The sequence below is a fragment of the Pandoraea pnomenusa genome, assembly GCF_000767615.3.
Classification (GTDB): Bacteria; Pseudomonadota; Gammaproteobacteria; order Burkholderiales; family Burkholderiaceae; genus Pandoraea; species Pandoraea pnomenusa.
Genome location: NZ_CP009553.3, coordinates 2,730,909 through 2,751,380, shown reverse-complemented (window position 1 = coordinate 2,751,380; position 20,472 = coordinate 2,730,909). Strand labels below are relative to the sequence as shown.

Genomic DNA, 20,472 nt, shown 5'->3' with positions numbered 1-20,472 from the left:
GAGGCACGACGCTTAGCAAAGACTTAGCGTGCCCGCGTCGGTGGTCCCGCGTTGCCCAAGGCGAGCGGCGCAGTCCTGCCAGGAGATTACGGATTCTCATAAAGGTGCTGGATCGATGCCTCGCCCGCGACCTGCATCTTTGGCGTCCAGGCCAGGCTTGTCCGAGGGGCGACGTGGAGAACAGGGTACGCGTTCCGGGGCTCGGTCAGCAAGCCTTGCTGCTCGGCGCGGCGCAGGCTGTGTTCGACCGAGGCTCGTGTGAGGTTGGCGTTCGGCCGATGGCTCGTCGCGGTCCTCGGATAGACGGTGTCGCCTTGTTGAAGAACGTCATGTCGTTCCGCGCTCACAAGCTGTCGATACACCTGCGCCCGGGGCAGCGGCGTCAGCGAATCGACGTTGGCGGGAAGGGACATCGTCGATTGCATCGACGACGGGAGGGAAGCCGCCTGGGCGTTTGCCTGAACGGCGCCGAACGATCCCAGCAGGGCGAACAGGACGGCAACATATGACATCTTCATGATTGAGCTCCTAACGTTGACGATCAAAAGGAAGGTGCGAATATCGAAGCCATCGCAGAGCCTTCGATTCGATCGTAGGCGTGAAGCCTTAGCAAAACCTTAGCGGGGCGAACCGCGGGCGCCTTGCCGCGGAGTATGCTTAGGCCAAGGCGGGCGGCGGTCGCCCGAGCCGACATCACGCGCGTTTGTGGCCCTGGAAAACGGATCTCGCCCGACGATGACGATCATGGCTGAACCACCTGCGCAAGCCGCGGCGGCATTGCCGCCGACGGACCGCTTGACGGGGCTCACCTCCGCGCAGGCGCAGTCCCGGCTGCAATCCTATGGCGCGAATGCCGTTCAGGCGGTTGGCACATCTGGGTGGCGCCAACTACTAGGAAAGCTCTGGGGGCCGATACCGTGGATGCTCGAAGGGGTGATCGTCCTGCAGGTGTTGCTGCGCCGCGATCAGGAGGCGCTGATCATTCTGCTTCTGCTCGCGTTCAATGCGTTGGCCGCTTTCCTGCAGGAGCGTCGCGCGCAAGACGCGCTGGCTTTGTTGCGCAGGCAGCTTCAGGTCAGCGCTCGCGTGTTGCGCGACGCCCGATGGGGGCGTATTTCCGCGCAACAGTTGGTGCCGGGAGATGTGGTGCATCTGCGAGCCGGCGATATCGTCCCGGCGGACCTCGTGCTTTTCGCCGGCGCCGTGACGCTCGACCAGTCAACGCTGACCGGTGAGTCACTCCCCGTCGACGCGGGCCCGGGGCAGCCCGCCTATGCCGGATCGATCGTGCATCGGGGTGAAGCGAGCGGCGAAGTGACTTCCACCGGATCGCGCACCCGCTTTGGCCGGACCGCAGAGCTTGTGCGCACATCCAACGCGCCCAGCCACATGCAGCGCACCATTCTCGCCATCGTGAAGTGGCTGGTGGCCTTCGACTTCGTGCTCGTGGTGCTGGTCACGCTTCATGCTGTCACGCACGGTCTTGCACCGGGCGACACGGTGGTGTTCGCGTTGCTGTTGCTCGTCGCTTCGGTCCCTGTTGCGTTGCCGGCAACCTATACCTTGGCCACCGCGATGGCAAGCATGCAACTGTCGAAGCAGGGCGTGCTGGTCACGCGGTTGCCCGCGGTGGAAGAGGCTGCGGCAATGGACACGCTCCTTTCGGACAAGACGGGCACGCTCACGAAGAATGCGCTTGGCGTTTCCGAAGTCAGGACGTTGGCGGATGTGGACGAGCAGACGGTGCTTCGCACTGCCGCGATGGCCAGCGACGATGCGTCGCAAGATCCGCTGGATCTGGCAATTCTTGCGGCTTATCGCGGGAGTGCAAAGGCGGACAGCTTGCCTGTACGTACGGACTTTCGGCCGTTTGATCCGGAGACTCGATTCAGCGAAGGCATCTATGACGTGGAGGGGCGGCCGTGGCATGCGCTAAAAGGCGCGACCCGGGCGGTATTCGAGCATTGCTCAGCCGATGCGGTGCAACTTCAGGTGGCGCAGGCGCAGGGGAGGGAGGTGGCCGGCGGCGGCGCACGCGTGCTCGCCGTTGCCGCGGGGCCGGCAGGGGCAATTCGGCCGATCGGCCTGATCGGGCTCTCGGACCCGCCGCGGGACGATGCGGCGGAACTCATCGCGGCACTTCGGCGGCTGGGCGTGCGCGTTTGCATGGCCACTGGCGACGCACTCGAAACGGCACGGGCGATGGGAACCCGACTCGGGCTGGGAGCGCGGATCTGCGTGCCCGGCGGCAACGATCTTGACAAGCCGGAGCAGTGCGACATCTTCGCCCGGGTCCTGCCCGAGGAAAAGCACGCCATTGTCGTCGCGCTGCAGCGGGCAGGGCATGTCACGGGGATGACCGGGGATGGCGTCAATGACGCGCCGGCGCTCAGGCAGGCGGAGCTCGGCATTGCCGTGGCAAGCGCCACCGACGTAGCCAAGGCTGCGGCGGGCGTCGTCCTGACCGATGCGGGCCTGGGCGGCGTGCTGATGGTAGTTCGTACCGGGCGAGAGGTCCACCGGCGCATGCTCACGTATGTGCTGAACAAGATTGTGAAGACGTTGGAGATCGTAGTTTTCCTCACGCTAGGGCTGTGGCTCACCGATGGCTTCGCCATTTCCCCGAAGTTGCTCGTGCTGTTGTTGTTCGCGAACGATTTCGTCACGATGAGTATTGCCGCCGATCGTGCGCGGCCGGCGGCAATGCCGCAACGCTGGCGAGTCGGACAGCTCATGGGGGCTGCTGCCGCGCTCGGCGCGGTTTCGCTCGTTTTCACGTTGTCGCTGTATTTCGGTGCGCGCTCGTTCTTGGGGCTGAGCGAGCCACAGAGACAAACGCTGGTTTTCCTGCTGCTTGTCTTTACGACACAGGCCAACATTTACGTTTTGCGCAGCGACGGTCCCATGTGGGCCGTGGCGCCAGGCGAGCTCATGGCGTGGGTCAGCGTCGTCGATGTGGTTTTGGTGTGTGCGTTGGCAGTGACCGGGACGCTGATGGATGCGGTTCCCGTAGCGCTCGTCGGCGCCTTGATCCTGGCGGTTGCCGTGTTCGCTTTGATTTTGGATCGGGTCAAGCGAACCGTGTTTCGCCGTTTCGCGCTTGTTGCCTGGTCGGATAGGACGGATAGGACGGATAGGAGCGCTGATTGAATTGGGCGTAGACTCGCCATCCTACGAGGGCACGAGGCAGGCATTCCATGAGTTCAACGAGATTCAAGCAGGTCGACGTTTTCAGTTCCGTGCCGCTAAAGGGCAACCCGGTGGCGGTGGTGTTCGATGCCGAAGCGCTGAACGACCAGCAGATGGCGACATTTGCCAACTGGACGAACCTTAGCGAGACCACTTTCATTCTTGCGCCGACCGATCCGCGGGCCGATTACCGTCTGCGGATATTCACCACCCGGGAGGAGCTGCCGTTCGCCGGACATCCAACGCTTGGCAGTTGCCATGCGTGGCTCGAGTCGGGTGGCGAGCCCAAAGGCGAGGAGATTGTTCAGGAATGCGCGGTGGGGCTGGTGCGCATCCGCCGTGAGGGGCGGCAATTGGCGTTCCTGGCGCCGCCATTGCTGCGTAGCGGAGCGCTGGCGCCCGAACTTCTGGAGCGCGTGCGTCAGGGACTGGGGCTGGCTCCGGGGGCGATCGTCGCTGCCCAATGGGTCGACAACGGCGCGGGCTGGCTGGCCGTGATGCTGGCCAATCGTCAGCAGGTGCTGGATTTGAAACCCGACTATCAGGCGCTGCTCGGACTGGCCGTCGGCGTGATTGCGCCTTGCGATCCGCGGCGCGACGACAGCGACGCACAGTTCGAGGTACGGGCCTTCATCGCCGGCGACGGAATGCCGGAGGATCCGGCGACCGGCAGCCTGAACGCGGGCATCGCCCAGTGGCTGCTCGGGGCCGGATTGGCGCCTGCGCGATACCGCGTGAGTCAGGGCCTGACCATGGGGCGTGCCGGCTGCATCGAGGTCACGCAGGTCGGCGACAAAGTTTGGATCGGCGGCGACGCCGTGACCTGCATCGAAGGTCGCCTCATTCTGTAATTCGCAAACTTGGTACTTAGTGAGGCTGTTGCGCGCCCGAACTTCCCAAATTTTCTGGGATTAATCGATTTTTTCGCGCACTGACTGTTGCGTGCCAGGATTTCAGGGCTTTGTTGCGGGGGGAGGGGCGCAGAACGCAACACTTGCAGCGGCCGACGATTGGTCTGTTTGGGCGTTACCAGCCGGACGAGTCTGTCTCTATGAGAACACGAGGCTTAGTGCGTATGCCGATGATGGATGTCGGGGAAATGCGCATGCGAGTGAGTGATCGGTAGATGACGATGCGGGTGGGTGTGTGGCTCCGTGCCATCCCACTCGAAGTCATGGGGGTGCTGGTGGTGCTCGTCATGCCGATGGCGGTGGTTGTGAGCCATGGGCTCGTGCGTATGTGTGTGCTCGTGCCTTTCACGAACGTGGAGCCACACGCCCAATGCCATCAGCGCAAACGCAATCCAGAACAGCAGCGACGGGACCTCCGGCCACAGCATGAGTGAAAGCGCGACGCCGAAGATCGGCGCTACGGAGAAATACGCACCTGTTCGCGCCGTACCGAGGTTGCGCAACGCGAGAACGAAGAGCACCAGGCTCACACCATAGCCAGCAAACCCGATAAGCATCGCCGCGGCCATGCCGCCCAGGCTTGGCAGGCGCGCGCCGAGTAGCAATGCGATGCAGAGGTTGACGGAGCCGGCCACCAATCCTTTGATGCATGCGATGACCATCGCATCGTTGGTCGACACGCGACGTGTCAGGTTGTTATCGATTGCCCAGGCAAGGCAGGCGCCGATGATAAGCAGTGCGCCGGACGAAACCCCTGCGGTACCGGGTTGCCACGACAGGGCAACACCACCTAGCACGATGGCCACCATGCCGAGAAAGATCTGCAGATCAACGTTTTCTCGGAAAACGATCCACGCGATCACGGCCGTCAGCACGCCTTCGAGATTCAAAAGCAGGGAGCTCGTTGCCGCGGGGGTCGTACTCAAACCCAGCATCAGCAAGGCCGGACCGGCGACACCACCGGCAACAATAGCGCCTAGCAGCCACGGGATCTCCGCTGACTCGATGCGGCTTTCGTGCTTCTGCTTGTCTGAGGTGCGACTTAAGCGCCGGAGAAGTATCCCGATAGCGAGCCCAATGCCGCTCCCCAAATAGAAGAGTCCCGCCACCATGAAAGGTGAGAACGAGCCAACGAGCATTTTGGCGAGCGGTGTTGTCGCGCCGAACAAAGCGGCCGCTGCGAGTGCCGTGAGCGCGGCGTTGTGGTTTGCTGACATTAGGTTTGGGGCTCGAGTAGGCGCAGATACAAAAATACTACGCGTCGCTAATCAACACGCTGTAGGGGCACGTCACTGACACTGTTGAATTGCAGTAATCGCTACTTGGATGTAGCATAAATTACTATTTCCATATTTCGTGAAATTATTTGTAGCTCTGGCTACATGAACGTAGAGTAAATGACATGGACTCATGGATCCTCTTCATTACCAGCCTGCCGACGGAGAACGCCACGGCCCGTATGCGAGCCTGGCGTGCGCTCAAAGCCTCAGGCGCGGCGGTCCTTCGCGATGGCGTCTACCTGCTGCCAGGGACGGCGGCTTGCCGCGCGACGCTGCAAGCGGTGGAGGAAGACGTGTTGTCTTCGGGCGGAACGGCCTACTTGCTCGACGTGCAGGTGCCGGAACGGGTGGACTTCATTCCGATGTTCGACCGTAGCGATGACTATGCGACTTTGATGGCGGACGTGACACAGGCCCGCAGTGCGCTGAACGCAGAGACTGCGCTCGACACGCTCAAGCAGTGTCGCAAGTTACGAAAAGGGTTTCAGGCGATTTCGGATCTGGACTTCTTTCCTGGCGAAGCTCGACGGCAAGCCGATGCGGCTTTGCAGACGCTTGAGACGCTCGCCAACCAGGTGCTGTCACCGAACGAGCCGCATGCAACGACCGATGCAGCGATCGTGAAGTTGTCGATCAAGGATTTTCAGGGGCGCACTTGGGCCACGCGTAGGCGCCCGTGGGTGGATCGGCTGGCGTGTGCGTGGTTGATTCGCCGATTCATCGATCGGGACGCGCGGATGCTCTGGCTGAAGAGTCCCGCGGACTGCCCGTCAGATGCGTTGGGCTTTGATTTCGATGGGGCTCGCTTCACGCACGTGGGCGTCAAGGTGAGCTTTGAAGTGCTGGTGGAGAGCTTCGGTCTTGGTAACCCGGCCCTCGATCGCGTTGGTGCGCTTGTGCATTACCTCGATGCCGGTGGCATACAACCGCCCGAGGCGGCAGGCGTAGAGCAGGTGCTTGCCGGCTTACGGCAAGTGCTGGAAGACGATGACCAGTTGGTGGCATCCGCTGGGCACATCTTCGACGGTTTGCTTACGGCCTTTTCGGCTAAGGATGACAACGTGCGCGCGCCAAGTTGAGGCCGCCACGCGTCTCCGGGTTGCCTGGCCACATCTTTACTTCCACAGGTATCCATGGAGCACAGTCATGTCGTCTCTTACCGCTTTCGAAAATCGGATCGCCCCTAAACCCTTGGCGTTCGATCCGGCAAGACTGGATGGTCTGTCCGAACGCCTGATCCTGTCGCACTGGGAAAATAACTACGGCGGCTCGATCAAAGCGCTTACCACGGTGAAGCGGCACTTGGCCGAGGCGCTTGAGCAACCGGACACGCCGCCCTACATCTACAACGATCTCAAGCGCGAGCATTCGCTGCGCCACGGCTCCGTGGTGCTGCACGAGTACTACTTTGACAACCTTGGCGGTGACGGCCAGGCGAGTGCGACAGAGCGGCGGGCAATCTCCGAAGCGTTCGGTAGCTTCGACACCTGGGAAACCGAGTTCCGTCGCGTTGGCGCCGGATTGGGGGGAGGGCCGGGCTGGGTTATGTTGGGATTGAACACGCACACGGCGCAGTTGGAAAACTTCTGGCTTGCCGACCACGCGCACGGTCCGGCCGCGACCCTGCCATTGCTCGTCATGGACATGTACGAGCACTCCTATCAGATGGACTTCGGTGCTGCAGCGGCTCGTTACGTGGACGCGTTCTTCAAGAACATTCAGTGGGATGCGGTGGCCAGCCGCTACGAGGCCGGTGTTAAAGCCGCAGCGCTATTGAGTCAGTGATGAGGTCCGTCATGCCCGCAACTCTCTGTGGGCCGACTTCGCGGCCGAATGGAGCCTCTGGGCTGACTCGGCGAAGTACATCGATCAACGAGACAGGGATGGAGTGATGGAAACGCACGTGATGGATCCGACCAAATCAGCCGCAACATCTACCGCAGACGTACCCGCGCATGAGCGCCACGGCGTTTCATTTCACGACGCCTTCTGGGTATGGGTTCGCGTTGCGGCCCTGAGCTTTGGCGGGCCTGCAGGGCAAATTGCGGTGATGCACCGCATCCTTGTCGAGGAGAAGCGCTGGATTAGTGAGACGCGCTTCTTGCACGCGTTGAACTACTGCACGCTGGTGCCCGGCCCGGAAGCCCACAAGCTGGCGGTCTACATAGGATGGCTCCTGCATCGCACGCGAGGCGGACTGGTCGCCGGCATTCTGTTCATCCTCCCTGGACTGCTGACCCTCGGTGTGTTGAGCTGGGTCTATGCCAGCTTCGGTAATGTCGGAATCGTGCAGGCGCTGTTCTTCGGTCTGAAGGCGGCCGTGCTGGCTGTCGTGCTGGAGGCGGTGCAGCGCGTCGGGCGCCGCGCGCTGAAGACCCGCACCATGGTGGGGGTCGCGGCACTCTCCTTTATCGCCATCTTCTTCGGGGGCGTACCGTTCCCGCTCATCATTGCGGCCGCGGCGATCATTGGCCTGACGGGCAATGCACTTGGTTGGAAGGGCATCAAGGGCGGGGCAGGCCATGGTAGCGCCGCGCAAGATGATGGACCTTTGGCGGCCATCGACGCGGCGTTTGCCGTCGAAGTGCCTGAGCACGTCAAACCGTCGCATCGGCGTGCGATCAAGATCGCCGCAATCAGCCTGACGATCTGGCTTGGCCCGTTAGCCGTCCTGTACGCCACACTTGGGAGCGACAGCGTCTACACGCATATCGCGGCATTTTTCAGCAAGATGGCCGTGGTTACGTTCGGCGGCGCCTACGCGATCCTGTCCTATGTGGCGCAACAAGCTGTCGAGCACTTCCATTGGCTTGCTCCGGGCGAAATGCTTGCAGGCTTGGGGATGGCTGAAACGACGCCGGGCCCGCTGATCAGCGTGGTGCAGTTCGTCGGCTTCATGGCGGCCTACCGCCAGCACGGCGCACTGGATCCAGCGCTCGCCGGCACGCTTGGGGCATCACCGCCAAGTGGGCGACGTTCGCGCCGTCGTTCCTGCTGATCTTCGTCGGTGCGCCTTACATGGAAGCGCTGCGCAACAACAAGGCCCTCAGCGCCACGCTGTCGACGATCACTGCCGCGGTGGTTGGCGTCATCCTCAATCTCGCCATCTGGTTCGCGCTGCATACCTTATTTGCGAAGGTCGACATCAAGCACGCCTACGGCCTCACGCTGCAAGTGCCTGTGCTGTCGAGTCTCGATCCGTGGTCGCTGCTGCTTGCCGCCGTAGCGACGTTCATGTTGTTCCGGTTGAAGGCCGGCATGATCACGACCCTTGGGGTGTGCTGTGCGGCTGGCATTGCGATTTACCTGTTGGGTTGGGTGGCCTGAGTCGGGCCGCCACAGTCACGTCGCTAACCTCGCCTCAAACGGGAGGACATCATGAAATGGATCACCCGAGAGCACCCCAAGATCGACCGCATCGCATGCCCGTGGCTGGTAGCCCGGTTCATCGACGCGTCGCCCGAATTCCTCTATGTGCCAGCAGGCGAAGTGCTGCGGGTGGCCGAATCGACTGGTGCCATTCCATACGATATTCCGGGCGTGGAGCTCACTCACGACGGCGAGCTATGCAGCTTCGACGCGTTTATCCGGAAATACGAACTCGCGGCGCCGGGGCTTTTCCAACTCGCGGCAATCGTCCGAGGCGCGGACACATCCCGTCTGGACCTGACGCCCCAATCTGCGGGCCTGTACAGCATCTCGCTGGGGCTCTCGCTTATGTTTCCGAACGATCACGAAATGCTCGCGCACGGGATGGTGATGTACGACGCCTTGTTCGCCTGGTGTCGCGAGGGGCAGGCCGAGACCCATCAGTGGCCGCCGCAGATGCCTTAGTCCTTCTGACCTGCCCCCTGCAAACAGGGCCAGCCGGCAGTTCAAGGCTGACCGACCGAATCAGCTCTGGGTGTCGGATTTCACGTATGTCTCGACATGGCAAGGCTGGCTGTACGTGGCATTCGTGATCGACGTGTTTGCCCGCCGTATTGTTGGCTGGCGCGTCAGCTCGTCGATGACCACGGACTTCGTTCTGGATGCACTTGAACAAGCGCTGTACGCCCGCCAACCGGGTGAGGACGGGACTTTGATTCATCATTCCGACAGAGGGTCTCAATACGTCAGCATCCGCTACAGCGAACGGCTGGCTGAGGCCGGCATCGAGCCGTCGGTCGGCAGCCGGGGCGACAGCTACGACAATGCGCTGGCCGAGACGATCAACGGCCTGTACAAGACGGAACTGATTCATCGGCGCGCCCCTTGGAAAACGAGGGAATCCGTCGAACTGGCAACGCTGGAATGGGTCGCCTGGTACAACCATCATCGGCTGATGGAACCGCTCAGCTATATCCCGCCTGCTGAAGCTGAGGCAAACTACTACAGGCAACTCAGAAATGCCGCTGACGTGTCCGCATTAACTTAAACCAACCAGCCTCCACGATTCCCGGTGCGGTTCAAGATGTTCCAGTGACATGGTCGACCATACGCTAGCCCAGTAGCGTGGAACTCCTCGAGTGTCGACGAGTGTTGGACCTCTTAGCGCGAGAGGAATCGAAGGATGGGATAGGTACTGATACGGCATCGGAGCCAATTGCAAAATGGTGCCGAATCATACGTGAAGTGTTGCTCGTTTCTCTAGAAAAAACCAACGCTAACGCAACACTTTGAATTGGTACCACTGATTCGCATAATGTACATTATGTTAAATGATGAATATGCGAGCACAATCGGACATGAGAGTCGGCTTCCGTCTGTTTGCAGAATTTTGTCAAGCCAGCGCCCCCGTTCGCGGCGCCTCACTTCCAACAGCTACCGATGGCGGTTGATCTCGAACGAAGCGTTCTACCGAAACCGTAGCGCATCGACCGCGACGCCCGACCCGCGCTCGGCCCCCCGGCTCATATTCGTGACCCGGCGGTTCCCCCGCAGTTTCTACAAAGGCATGCCAATAGTCTCCGATAGTCCGATCTGGGTACACGACGCCGTCTGAGTGCGGACGGTGGCATAGATGTTGCGTCGACGATGGCATCGCGTGCTCGTTATGGGCAGGGAGCTCGTCGCAATGTCTAACTTGCAGTCGCACAATACTGTTCCTGAAGCCGTCTCAAACGCGGCGTCCGACATGGCGTCTGGTGCGGCGTCTGATTCCCGGAAGCGCATGGTGCCGCCGCGCATCTACGCGCTGATGGCAAGATCGCTCCCCTCCCCTGAGGATTGGCGCTCGCTGGTAGACCGTGTCGGATCGCTCGGATTTTCCCGAATCCTTATCGATGAATCGGCGTGTTCGAGTGCGCTGCCGGATTATCTCAACGTCTCTCACCTGGGCGGCCTCGCCACCGATGTCGTAATGCAAGCCGAGCCGGGGCATGGTTTGGCCGACCTGCCCACCGGCACCGAAGAAGACGACCTCCCCCCCGACCCACGGCGTGGTTCGCCTAAGGCGGTGTGCCGGACAGGACCTTTGCCCGATTCGGCTCACGGGACTCTCGGCCAGGTGGCGTCGAAATCCGGCGCCGCAGACGCGCTCGCCTCGCGCATCATCACGCTGGCGGAGCAAGGCGTCGATGGTTTCTGCCTGCGCCATCTGGATACGCGACCGGTCAGCGCATGGCAACGTCTGCTTCGCGATATGCGGCGCCACTTCCCAGTGCTTCAGTGGTTCGGTTGGACACCGGGGCTTCAACGCGATCAGATGATCGCTGTCGCGAAAGCCGGCTTCGATGGTGTATTCCTATCATCGTGCTGGTGGGACATGCGGGCGTCGTGGTTCTACGCTGAACACGCGGATCTCGCGGGCATTGCGTGGCGAATCGCAAGCGGCGAACGCGCCGCCCTCAACTCTCACTCGTGATCGACCCGCCCCTTTCCGGTCACCACGATCAGCAATTCGGCGTCGCTTCCCACGCTGCGAATGCGGTGCTTGACCAGCCCGGGGAACTGCGCGAAATCGCCTTCGCGCAGGATCAGCGACTGATCCGCCAGCTCGATCTCGATCGCCCCTGACAGCACGTAGAACACTTCATCTCCCGAGTGGAACGCGGCTTCCTTCACGTTCGCGTCGGCCGACAGGCGCAGCAGCATCGCGGTCGGACCGTCGCCGCCGTTGGCACGGCTGAGCGGCGCGTACTCGTACTCGCCGCCCGTGTCCTTGCGGAAATGGCGATCCCCCGCGCGCACCATGTGCAGGACGCTGCGGTCGACCTGCTCGCCAAGCAGCGACGCGGCGGACGTGTCGAGCGCCTGCGCCACGCGCATCAAGCCTGCCAGCGACACCGTCTTCTCGCCCCGCTCGAAGCGTGAGAGATGGCCTTTGCTCATGCCGGCCAGCGTGGCCAGCTCGTCGAGCGTGAGGCCGCGTCGCTGACGGATGGCCCGCACCAGTTCGCCCGGATGCTGCGCGGCAGCGTCCGTGGTTCCGCCCTGCGTTCCTGCCGTCGCCCGAGCGCCCTTGCGCGCCGGCGTGCGTCGTCTTTCTGTGGACAAAAGTTGTCTCTCGCTTGGTGCCGTCGCCCTGCCCCAGCAGCGTCCGCAACGGCTTGTAATTACTCGTAAACACCTATTTTGACAGGGGGCATAACGCATTCTAAACGAATAGACTGGGCGCCATAGGACAACATAGTTGTCTTATGGACGAAACTGGACAACAATACAGCGCGGCGACGCGTACGACAGGACGAAACTCACATGGACACGACCCAGCACGAGGCGTCGACGATGACGCAAAGCGGTGCCCCATCCGATCGGCGCATGTTCCGCGTGGCGGCGGCGTCGATGGCGGGCACGGCGATCGAGGCCTTCGATTTCCTCGCCTACGGCACGGCCGCGGCGTTGGTATTCAACAAGCTGTTCTTCCCAAGCCTGGATCCGTCGACGGGCACACTGGCCGCGTTCGGCGCGTTTGCCTCGGGCCTGTTCGCGCGCCCGGTCGGCGGCATTCTGTTCGGTCACTTCGGCGACCGCATCGGGCGCAAGTCGATCCTGATCCTGAGTTTGGTGCTGATGGGTGTGTGCACCACGCTGATCGGCCTGCTGCCGACCTATGCCGACATCGGCATCTGGGCTGCGGTGCTGCTGGTGGCGTTGCGTATCGGCCAGGGCATCTCGTTTGGCGGAGAGATGGGCGGTGCGGTGCTGATGGCCGTCGAGCATGCGCCGGCGGGGTCCAAGTCGTTCTACGGCAGCTTGCCGCAGGCGGGGGCGCCGATCGGCATCCTGCTGTCGACGGGCGCTTTCGCGCTGGTCAACCTGCTGCCGAACGACCAGTTCCTGTCATGGGGCTGGCGCGTGCCGTTCCTCGCGAGCGCGGCGCTGATCGTGGTGGGCGTGTTCATTCGCATGAAAGTCGAGGAGTCGCCGGAGTTCGTCGCGGTGAAGACCCGGCGCAAGGTCGCCACGTTGCCGGCGAAGGAAGTACTGATCAAGCACTGGCGTCCGCTGTTGCAGGCCATCGGCGGCAAGCTGGCCGAAGTCACGCTGGTGTACACGATCATCGTTTTCTCGATTTCGTATGCCACGGCACGACTCGGCTTTACTCGCGGCGATGCCTTGAACGCGGTGCTGATCGGCTCGCTGTGCCAGGTCTTCACGATTCCGCTGTTCGGCTGGCTGGGCGACCGTATCGGTGCACGCCGGCTGTACATCTTCGGCACGCTGTTGCTGGCCGTGACGGCGATCCCGCTGTTCCACGCGATGGGTACCGGGTCGCTGCCGCTGTACACGTTCGCTGTCGTGCTGACGCTGGCATTGAACTACGCGATCATCTTCGGGCCGCAGTCGAGCCTGTATGCGGCGCAGTTCCCGGCCGAGCTGCGGTATTCGGGCATTTCGATCGGCATCCAGGTGGCCGCAGCCCTCGGTGGCGGCCTTGCCCCGCTGATTGCGGCCACGCTGGTGGCACGCATGGACGGCATCGGGTCGGTGGGCATCTATCTCAGCGTGCTCGGGCTGATCGGCGCGTTCAGTGCGTGGAAGATGAAACCGTCCCCGTCGGACCCCGCACCGCGCAAGTGATGGCGCTTATGTTCCCTGGCGCGCGTTGACGCGCCTTCAATCGGACCTTATTCATGATCACCCTTTACGACCATCCGCTGTCCGGCAATTGCCACAAGGTGCGTCTGCTGATGTCGATGCTTGACCTGACGTGGCAGAGCGAGTTTGTCGACGTGCCGAACGAGGCGCATCACGCGCCGTGGTACGGCGAGATCAATCCGCTGCGCGAGATTCCTGCGATCGACGACGACGGCCATATCGCGTGCGACAGCCAGGCGATCCTGACGTATCTCGCGTGGAAGCACGACCCGGCGTGGCTGGGCGATTCGGCAGAGGAGCGCGGCCGCGTGGTGCAGTGGCTGTCGTTTGCCGCGAACGAGATTGGCAACAGCCTGCAGCCGGCGCGACTGTATTACCTGCTTGGCGAGAAGGTCGACATTGCGGCCGTGACGGCGAAAGGCCTGCGTGTGTTGGGCGTGCTCGATACCAGGCTGGCACAGCAGCCGTGGCTGGCGGCGGCGCGCCCGACGATTGCCGATCTGGCGTGCCTGCCGTACGTGGCGATGGCGCGCGAGGGTAAGTTGCCGCTGGACGAGTTTCCGCATGTGATGGCGTGGATCGACCGGGTTGCGGCGCTGCCGGGCTACGTGTCGATGCCGGGGCTGCCGGCGGCGAAGGCGGCATGAGCGACATGCAATGCCTGACGAGAGTTTGCAGTAATTGCTGACGAAGGAGAGATGGGATGCTGGATGAAGCCAAACAGGCGGTAACCGATCGTGCAGTGACGGAGATGGCGTCGCGTCTGGACGTGGGCGACTGGACCGAGAAGGAAAAGGTCGTGCTGACGTGCCGGATGCTTGCGATGGAGAATCACTCGGAGACGCTGGCGGGACAGATCACGGTGCGGTGTGCCGACGGTACGTTCCTGACGACGCCGCTGGCGGTGGCGTTCGACGAAGTCGAGCCGCGCCACGTAATTCGCATGGACGATTCGCTGCGGGTGCTTGAGGGGGTAGGCATGCCGAATCCGGCGGTGCGTTTTCACCTGTGGGTGTACCGCCGCCGGCCGGATGTGCAGAGCATTGTGCATACGCATCCGCCGTACGTGTCGACGTTGTCGATGACGGGGCAGCCGTTGCGCGTGGCGCATATGGATGCGACGCCGTTCTTCGACGACTGTGCGTTCCTGAAGGAGTGGCCGGGGTTGCCGATTGCGGATGACGAGGGCGAGATCATTTCCTCAGCGTTGGGCAAGTGCCGATCGATCCTGCTGGCACACCACGGGTTCCTGGCCGCGACGTCGTCGGTGGAGGAGACGGCGTATCTGTCGATGCTGATCGAGCGGGCGGCGCGCAACCAGATCATGGCGCAAACGATGGGGCCGGTGACGGAACTCAACCCCGTGCTGGCGAAAGAGTCACACGACTTCCTGTTGCAGCCGAGCATCGTGAAGGCGAGCTTCGCGATGTTCGCCCGCCGCGTGCTGCGTCAGGCACCGCAGGCGTTGAAGGATGAGGCGTGACGAAGCGCCAGCCAAGAGGCCCCCGCCGACACGCGGGGCCTCTGTCTCTTCGGCGGAAGCCATTCTGGTTAATGAATTGCATTTGGTGCCAACCGCTAGCTCAACTGCCCCATGATCGCCCTGGCCCGTTCCACGACAGGCCGGTCGACGAGCTTGCCGTCTACGGCGATCGCGCCTGCGCCCGCTGTGGCAACCGCATCCAGCACCCGCATCGCCCAATCGGTTTCCTGCGGTGTCGGTAGATATCCATCGCGTACAATCGCGATCTGCTTCGGGTGAATGCAAAGCTTTGCCCCGAATCCGAACTTGCGCGAATGGCGCACGTCGGCCCGCAATACCGCGTCGTCACCGATCGCGACGGTGACCCCGTCGATGGGCGCGGGCAACCGCGCGTAGCGGGACTCGATCACGAACTGCGTGCGAATCGCATCGAGCGCGGCGCCGTCGTCGCCGATACCCGCGTCCGCACAGAAGTCGACCGTACCGAAGGCCAGGCGCGTCACCCCCGGCGCGCCTGCGATCTCGCGCAGACGCACCACCGCATCGACCGTCTCGATCAGCGCATATAACGTCTGTGCCTCGCGCAAGCAGGCGCGCAACGCCTGCATCTCGTCGGCACGCTCCGTCTTTGGCAACATGATTCCGGCGACACCCGGCATTTCGACCAGGCGCATATCGTCGGTGTGCCAGGGCGTATGCACGCCGTTGATGCGCACCAGCACACGCGGATCCTCTCCGTGCTGCGCCAGCCATGTGAACAAGGCGTCGCGCGCCGTGGGTTTGTTCTCGGGAGACACCGCGTCCTCGAGGTCGAGGATCACAAAGGCGGCGTCGGTGGCGAGCGCCTTGTCGAAGCGATCCGGACGATCACCCGGAACGAAAAGATACGTCGATGCTGCTTGCATGGGAGCCCCTTTGCGCGGGCGCCCTTCCCCACGCATTGACGGGTTGTCAGGAGGTGGCGCGCCAGTCGCGTTGAAATGTTTCCGAATAACTGAAGCGGTCGGCCGGATGAATGCTGATCGCCGCCTCGACAATTTCCTCACGGCGATTCAGATACCGCCGGCAAATCCACAAGGCCGCCGACTTCGGCTTGACGTTGAGCCAGCGTGCCTGTGCCGCTGTGATCAATGTGGCCCGAATCTCCTGCTGCACGGCCGCGATGTGCTCGCCGAACTGCTCTTCGATCAGCGTGTAAATCGGCACATGCGAACTGCCCTCGATCCCCTCCAGCGCACGAAATGCCGGGTGGATGTAAATGTCGCTGACACAAATCGGCTCCGGCTCGGCGCCACTGCGCCGCAGTGCCGAAATGTGCAGCCACGACTCGCCATTGCCGGCACGTAGCACCGGCGCCAGCGTTTCGTCCACTTCGACCAGATCGCGCGCGAGGATCTCCAGCTCGGTGTCGGCCGTGTATTGCTGCAAGTCGCTTAACTGCCGCATCACCTGCTGGTAGCCGCTGACCGCCTCGCGCGCCAGTACGCGCGTGCCGACGCCGGGCTGACGATCCACCAGCCCCATCTGCACCAGGCGCTTGACCGCCTCGCGAACCGTGAAGCGGCTGGCGCCGAACTGCTCGCACAGATCAAACTCGGTCGGCAGGAAGTCACCGACCGAGTATCGGCCATCGCGGATCTCCTGGATCAGTGTCTGCGCCAGTTGCAGATAGCGTGGCTGCTGGTTGAGCAATGGGGTCATGCGCGTGGTCGGCATTGCCGGTGAGGAGTAATGATGTCATTGCACCACAGCTTGCTCGCGCAGCCAAGCAATCGCGTCGTCACCGAATCCGGCCTCACGCAGCACCTCGTCGGTATGCTCGCCCATGCGCGGCGCTGCACGTGCCGGCAGCGGCGTGTCGATTCTCACCGGCGACGCCACGCCCTTGATCGGGCCATGTTCCGGATGCTCGAAGTCCCTCACGCGCGCCTGTTCGGCAACGAAGGGGTTGTCGAGCGCCTGGGCGACGTCGTGCACCGGTGCCGCCGGCACCTTCCCCGCAAAGCGCTCCATCCACGTCGCCGTGTCCTCGGTCATCAACACTTCGTCGAGCTCGCGACGCACGCGGTCGCGATGCTTCAGGCGCGCCGCATAGTTGCATAGCTCAGGGTCGGTAATCCATTCCGGCTTGCCGATCTCCTGCGCCAGCACCCCCCAGAACTTCTCCTTGTTGCACATCAGGAAGATCCAACCGTCGCGCGTGCGATACAGCTCGCTGGGCGTGAGCGACGGGTGGCTCGAACGCGGTTCGCGCCGCGTCATGTGCCCGCCGTTCAGATACCAGGTGGCGACATAGGCCAGGTTGTGCATCGCCACGTCGAACAGGCTCACATCGAGGTCGCGCCCCTTGCCAGTTTTGCGCGCTTCAAGCACCCCGGCAAGCAATGCCATCGACGCCGTCGTGCCGGTCATCAGGTCGATGATCGACAGGCCGAAGCGTGCCGGAGGACCGTCCGGCTCGCCCGTCAGCGACAGATAGCCGGCCTCGGCCTGCATCAGGTAGTCATAGCCCGGCCACGCCTTGCGCGAACCGGTGCGGCCATACGCCGACAGGTGAACGCATACCAGCGCAGGGTTCGCGCGCGACAGCGACGCATAATCGAGCCCGAGCTTGACCGGCAGATCGCCGCGCAAATTGTCGAACACGGCGTCCGCCGACTCGACCAGCTTGAGCAAGATCTCCTTGCCTTCCGCGCTCTTGAGATCGAGCGCAATGCTGCGCTTGTTGCGGTTGAACGCCTCGTAGAAGTGGCTGTCGCCCTCGCCGAAGAAGTAGGGGCCGACCGCGCGACCAACGTCGCCGCCGTCCTTCGCGTTCTCGATCTTGATGATGTCGGCGCCAAGATCGGCCAGGTGCTGCGTGGCGAACGGGCCGGCACCGTATTGCTCGACCGCGATCACGCGCAGTCCGGAAAGTGGCAGGCTCATACCGGATTCCTCTCGATCAGTTGCTTCGCGATGATGATGCGTTGCAGTTCGTTGGTGCCCTCGCCTATCACGAGCAACGGCGCATCGCGATACAGACGCTCGATGTCGAATTCCTTCGAATAGCCGTAGGCGCCGTGGATGCGCATCGCTTCCGCGCTGTTCTCGACGCCGGCCTCCGTGGCGAAGTACTTCGCCATGCCGGCTTCCATGTCGCAACGTTCGCCGCGATCGTACGCCTGCGCCGCCGCATCGACGAGCAATCGCGACGCATGCACGCGTGTGGCCATCTCGCCGAGCTTGAGCTGGATGGCCTGGTGCTCGCAAATCGGCTTGCCGAAGGTCTTGCGTTGCTGGCTGTAGGCCACCGAGGCGTCAAGTGCCGCCACCGCGATGCCCAGGCCGCGTGCCGCGACGTTGATGCGACCCAGCTCGAGCCCGCTCAGAATCTGCTTCAGGCCACGCCCCTCCTCGCCTCCGATCAGACGGTCGACCGGCACGCGGTAGTTGTCGAAGTTCAGTTCGCAGGTGTCGATGCCCTTGTATCCGAGCTTCTCCAGCTTGCGGCTAACTTCGAACCCCGGGCCCTTCTCCGCGATCAGCAAGCTCATGCCGCGATGGCGCGGCTGAGCCGTGAGATCGGTCTTGACGAGCAGCACCAGGCAGTTGCCATACAGGCTATTGGTGATCCATGTCTTCGCGCCGTTGACCACATAGTGATCGCCATCGCGCGTGGCGCTCGTGCGGATCGCCTGCAGGTCCGTGCCGCAATCCGGCTCGGTCAGACCAATGCCGCCACGCAGTTCGCCCGTCGCGAAGCGCGGAAGGAATTCCGCCTTCTGGTCCGGCGTGCCGTTGCGCTGCACCGTCATCGCCATGATCAGATGCGAGTTGACGATGCCGCTCAGCGACATCCACACCGCCGACATGCGCTCGATGATGCGCGCATAGGTGCGCGTCGAAAGCCCCAATCCGCCGTACTCAGGCGCGATCAGGCAGCCGAACAGCCCCATCTCCTTCATCTGCTCGACGATCTCGGAGGGATACTCGTCAGCCTTCTCCAGGGCATGCACGTAGGGCTTGACCTCGACCTTGAGGAATCGCTCGAGCATATCGAGGATCAGGGTGTCGTCCTCGCCTTGCCCCGCGATGTTGTTTTCCACTTGCGTCATCACACTATCTCCAGACATTCATGCGCGGCTCAGACCGACTCGCCGAGCACGGCGTGCAGGGCGCCGGCCGGCAACCGGTCGAGCGAGAGCACGGTCTCTCGCACCTTGTCGACGCGCGCCTGCGGCAACACACGCGCGGCGTTGGCAACGTATTTCTCCACGATTTCCTCGTTGCTGAGCGGACGATCCGCACTGCCACGATTAATGGCCTCGCGATGCGCGAGCGTGGTGCCATCACGCAATTCCAGCACGACCTCCCCCGTGTAGTGGCGCGGGAAGGTGCTGGCCGGGTCGATCTCGTACTCGACCTTCGCGGCCAGCGCGAGCACCGCGTCGTTGCGCAGTGCCCCCGGCTCCAGCTCGTCGAGCGTGAAGCGGCCCTTGATCAGCGCGCTGGACACCACATAAGGCACGCTGAACTGGGCATCGTAGCTGTTGGCCGGACGGCGCTTGTTCGCCACCGGCTCGCATACCGTCTTGACGACTGCCTCGGGCACCTTCACGCGAATGCGGGCTATCCGCTCGGCCAGTTCGCTTATCTTCGCGCCGCGTTGTTGCCATAGCTTGTGCAACTCAGTGCCCGCATCGGCGAAGGCGTGCGTGAAATGACAGGCCGGCACGGGCTTGATCGCCACTTCCTCGATCTGCCACTGCTCGCCAAGGCCTTCGGTAGCGAGCGACAGATCGGCATTGCCGCGCTGCTCGCCGAGGTAGCTCGAGAACAGACCGAAGCGCCCTTCATAAGGTGCGGATGCGCCGATATAGCCATGCGCTGCCAGGGTTGCGGCGGTGAACGCCGACTGTGCGGCCCAGCCCGGATGCATGCGCTTGGTCCAGGCGCCGTCCTGCAGGAATTCCAGGCTGCCGCTGGCCATCGACAGCGCGATGCCCTGCGCCATGGCGGTCTGGTGCGCGTTCAGGCCAAGCAGGCGCGAGGCGGCGAGCGTGCAGCCGAAGATCCCCACCACGCCGGTTGGATGGAACCCGACCTGGTGGAAGCCGCCCTTCGCCACCGAGCCGATGCGCGTGGCCGCTTCCATGCCGGCGATGTAAGCCGCCAGTGTCTGGGCACCATCGGCGCCGCGCGCCTCCGAGACGCCGAACACGCACGGCAATACGCTCGCGGTGGCATGGATCACGCCACGCGAGTGCGTATCGTCGAAGTCGAGGCCATGCACCAGCACGCCATTCATCACCATCGCGTCGCGGGTGTTGAGGCGATGGCCACGGCCGATCACCGTCGCGACCGGCTGGTCTCCGGCGCTCAGCGCGGTGAGGCCGTCGAGCGTAACCCGCGTGAAGTCGGCCGGCTGCGATGCGTAGGCCAGGCCAATCGCGTCGAGCAGCAGGTGCTTGGCGCGCTCGCGCACGACCGCAGGCACGGCGTCCAGCGACAGGCCCAAGGCGAACGAGGCCAGCGTTGCCGAGATCCCCTGGGGCGTGTGGTTCACTTCTGAAGTCATGCTGTCTCCCTCCTGAACGGATGTAAG

19 protein-coding genes and 1 pseudogene are annotated in these 20,472 nt (G+C 63.0%); 12 read left to right on the top strand and 8 right to left on the bottom strand.

From position 1 onward, the window contains the following. Window positions 1-86 precede the first annotated feature (86 nt). Window positions 87-518 (bottom strand): DUF4148 domain-containing protein, encoded by a 432-nt coding sequence (locus LV28_RS36335; RefSeq protein WP_058371655.1) that lies wholly within the window; start codon window positions 516-518, stop codon window positions 87-89. 217 nt (window positions 519-735) lie between these two features. On the opposite strand from LV28_RS36335, the gene LV28_RS36330 reads away from it, so the two are divergent. Together LV28_RS36330 and LV28_RS36325 are read left to right on the top strand one after the other, a co-directional pair. Then, complete coding sequence (locus LV28_RS36330) at window positions 736-3,150, top strand: plasma-membrane proton-efflux P-type ATPase (protein WP_081326875.1); 2,415 nt, start codon at window positions 736-738, stop codon at window positions 3,148-3,150. Between the two features lie 47 nt (window positions 3,151-3,197). Further along, window positions 3,198-4,040, top strand: coding sequence for a PhzF family phenazine biosynthesis protein (locus LV28_RS36325; protein WP_023596049.1), 843 nt, complete (start codon window positions 3,198-3,200; stop codon window positions 4,038-4,040). A gap of 215 nt (window positions 4,041-4,255) precedes the next feature. On the opposite strand, the gene LV28_RS36320 is transcribed toward LV28_RS36325, so the two are convergent. Then, the gene (locus LV28_RS36320) at window positions 4,256-5,317 is read right to left on the bottom strand and encodes a DMT family transporter (protein ID WP_038617473.1); all 1,062 of its coding nucleotides are present in this window, start codon (window positions 5,315-5,317) and stop codon (window positions 4,256-4,258) included. 185 nt (window positions 5,318-5,502) lie between these two features. On the opposite strand from LV28_RS36320, the gene LV28_RS36315 reads away from it, so the two are divergent. The 7 genes and pseudogenes from LV28_RS36315 to LV28_RS48740 all read left to right on the top strand — a co-directional run bounded on the left by LV28_RS36315 (window position 5,503) and on the right by LV28_RS48740 (window position 11,225). Next, window positions 5,503-6,459: a chromate resistance protein ChrB domain-containing protein gene (locus LV28_RS36315; protein ID WP_038617476.1), complete on the top strand. Its 957-nt coding sequence runs from the start codon at window positions 5,503-5,505 to the stop codon at window positions 6,457-6,459. A gap of 67 nt (window positions 6,460-6,526) precedes the next feature. Continuing rightward, a complete protein-coding gene (locus LV28_RS36310) occupies window positions 6,527-7,165 on the top strand; it encodes a superoxide dismutase (RefSeq protein WP_038617479.1) in 639 nt (212 codons plus the stop codon). 121 nt (window positions 7,166-7,286) lie between these two features. Next, entirely contained in the window at window positions 7,287-8,378 is a 1,092-nt protein-coding gene (gene chrA, locus LV28_RS36305) for a chromate efflux transporter (protein WP_306628863.1), read from the top strand. A 20-nt stretch (window positions 8,379-8,398) separates the two neighbouring features. Then, on the top strand, window positions 8,399-8,707 hold the full coding sequence (locus tag LV28_RS49525) for a hypothetical protein (RefSeq protein ID WP_371328127.1): 309 nt from the start codon (window positions 8,399-8,401) through the stop codon (window positions 8,705-8,707). Between the two features lie 51 nt (window positions 8,708-8,758). After that, window positions 8,759-9,214 carry a chromate resistance protein ChrB domain-containing protein gene (locus LV28_RS36300; RefSeq protein WP_038617481.1) on the top strand — a complete coding sequence of 152 codons (456 nt, stop codon included), beginning with the start codon at window positions 8,759-8,761 and terminating at the stop codon, window positions 9,212-9,214. Window positions 9,215-9,239: 25 nt separating this feature from the next. Beyond that, a pseudogene (locus LV28_RS36295) lies at window positions 9,240-9,797 on the top strand (IS3 family transposase); the annotation flags it as partial. A 639-nt stretch (window positions 9,798-10,436) separates the two neighbouring features. Then, the gene (locus tag LV28_RS48740; protein ID WP_147291564.1) at window positions 10,437-11,225 is read left to right on the top strand and encodes a hypothetical protein; all 789 of its coding nucleotides are present in this window, start codon (window positions 10,437-10,439) and stop codon (window positions 11,223-11,225) included. Here the strand turns inward: LV28_RS48740 and LV28_RS36285 are convergent. Then, window positions 11,216-11,857 (bottom strand): helix-turn-helix domain-containing protein, encoded by a 642-nt coding sequence (locus LV28_RS36285; RefSeq protein WP_048806341.1) that lies wholly within the window; start codon window positions 11,855-11,857, stop codon window positions 11,216-11,218. The two genes, LV28_RS48740 and LV28_RS36285, sit on opposite strands and share 10 nt — an antisense overlap. A gap of 201 nt (window positions 11,858-12,058) precedes the next feature. Between LV28_RS36285 and LV28_RS36280 the strand changes: the two genes are divergently transcribed. The 3 genes from LV28_RS36280 to LV28_RS36270 are packed head-to-tail and all read left to right on the top strand — an operon-like array spanning window position 12,059 to window position 14,885. Beyond that, complete coding sequence (locus LV28_RS36280) at window positions 12,059-13,384, top strand: MFS transporter (protein ID WP_255315160.1); 1,326 nt, start codon at window positions 12,059-12,061, stop codon at window positions 13,382-13,384. A 53-nt stretch (window positions 13,385-13,437) separates the two neighbouring features. Then, window positions 13,438-14,049: a glutathione S-transferase family protein gene (locus LV28_RS36275; RefSeq protein WP_029753995.1), complete on the top strand. Its 612-nt coding sequence runs from the start codon at window positions 13,438-13,440 to the stop codon at window positions 14,047-14,049. Window positions 14,050-14,105: 56 nt separating this feature from the next. Next, complete coding sequence (locus tag LV28_RS36270) at window positions 14,106-14,885, top strand: aldolase (protein ID WP_024788880.1); 780 nt, start codon at window positions 14,106-14,108, stop codon at window positions 14,883-14,885. A gap of 95 nt (window positions 14,886-14,980) precedes the next feature. Here the strand turns inward: LV28_RS36270 and LV28_RS36265 are convergent, their stop codons facing one another. The 5 genes from LV28_RS36265 to LV28_RS36245 are packed head-to-tail and all read right to left on the bottom strand — an operon-like array spanning window position 14,981 to window position 20,445. Next, on the bottom strand, window positions 14,981-15,790 hold the full coding sequence (locus tag LV28_RS36265) for an HpcH/HpaI aldolase/citrate lyase family protein (protein WP_038617489.1): 810 nt from the start codon (window positions 15,788-15,790) through the stop codon (window positions 14,981-14,983). Window positions 15,791-15,836: 46 nt separating this feature from the next. Further along, window positions 15,837-16,586: a GntR family transcriptional regulator gene (locus LV28_RS36260; protein ID WP_024788882.1), complete on the bottom strand. Its 750-nt coding sequence runs from the start codon at window positions 16,584-16,586 to the stop codon at window positions 15,837-15,839. Between the two features lie 36 nt (window positions 16,587-16,622). After that, on the bottom strand, window positions 16,623-17,813 hold the full coding sequence (locus LV28_RS36255) for a CaiB/BaiF CoA transferase family protein (RefSeq protein ID WP_025249185.1): 1,191 nt from the start codon (window positions 17,811-17,813) through the stop codon (window positions 16,623-16,625). Beyond that, the gene (locus LV28_RS36250) at window positions 17,810-18,982 is read right to left on the bottom strand and encodes an acyl-CoA dehydrogenase family protein (RefSeq protein ID WP_038617492.1); all 1,173 of its coding nucleotides are present in this window, start codon (window positions 18,980-18,982) and stop codon (window positions 17,810-17,812) included. Before LV28_RS36250 ends, LV28_RS36255 begins: the two co-directional genes overlap by 4 nt. A gap of 29 nt (window positions 18,983-19,011) precedes the next feature. Continuing rightward, a complete protein-coding gene (locus LV28_RS36245) occupies window positions 19,012-20,445 on the bottom strand; it encodes an MmgE/PrpD family protein (protein WP_038617495.1) in 1,434 nt (477 codons plus the stop codon). Window positions 20,446-20,472: the final 27 nt, after the last annotated feature.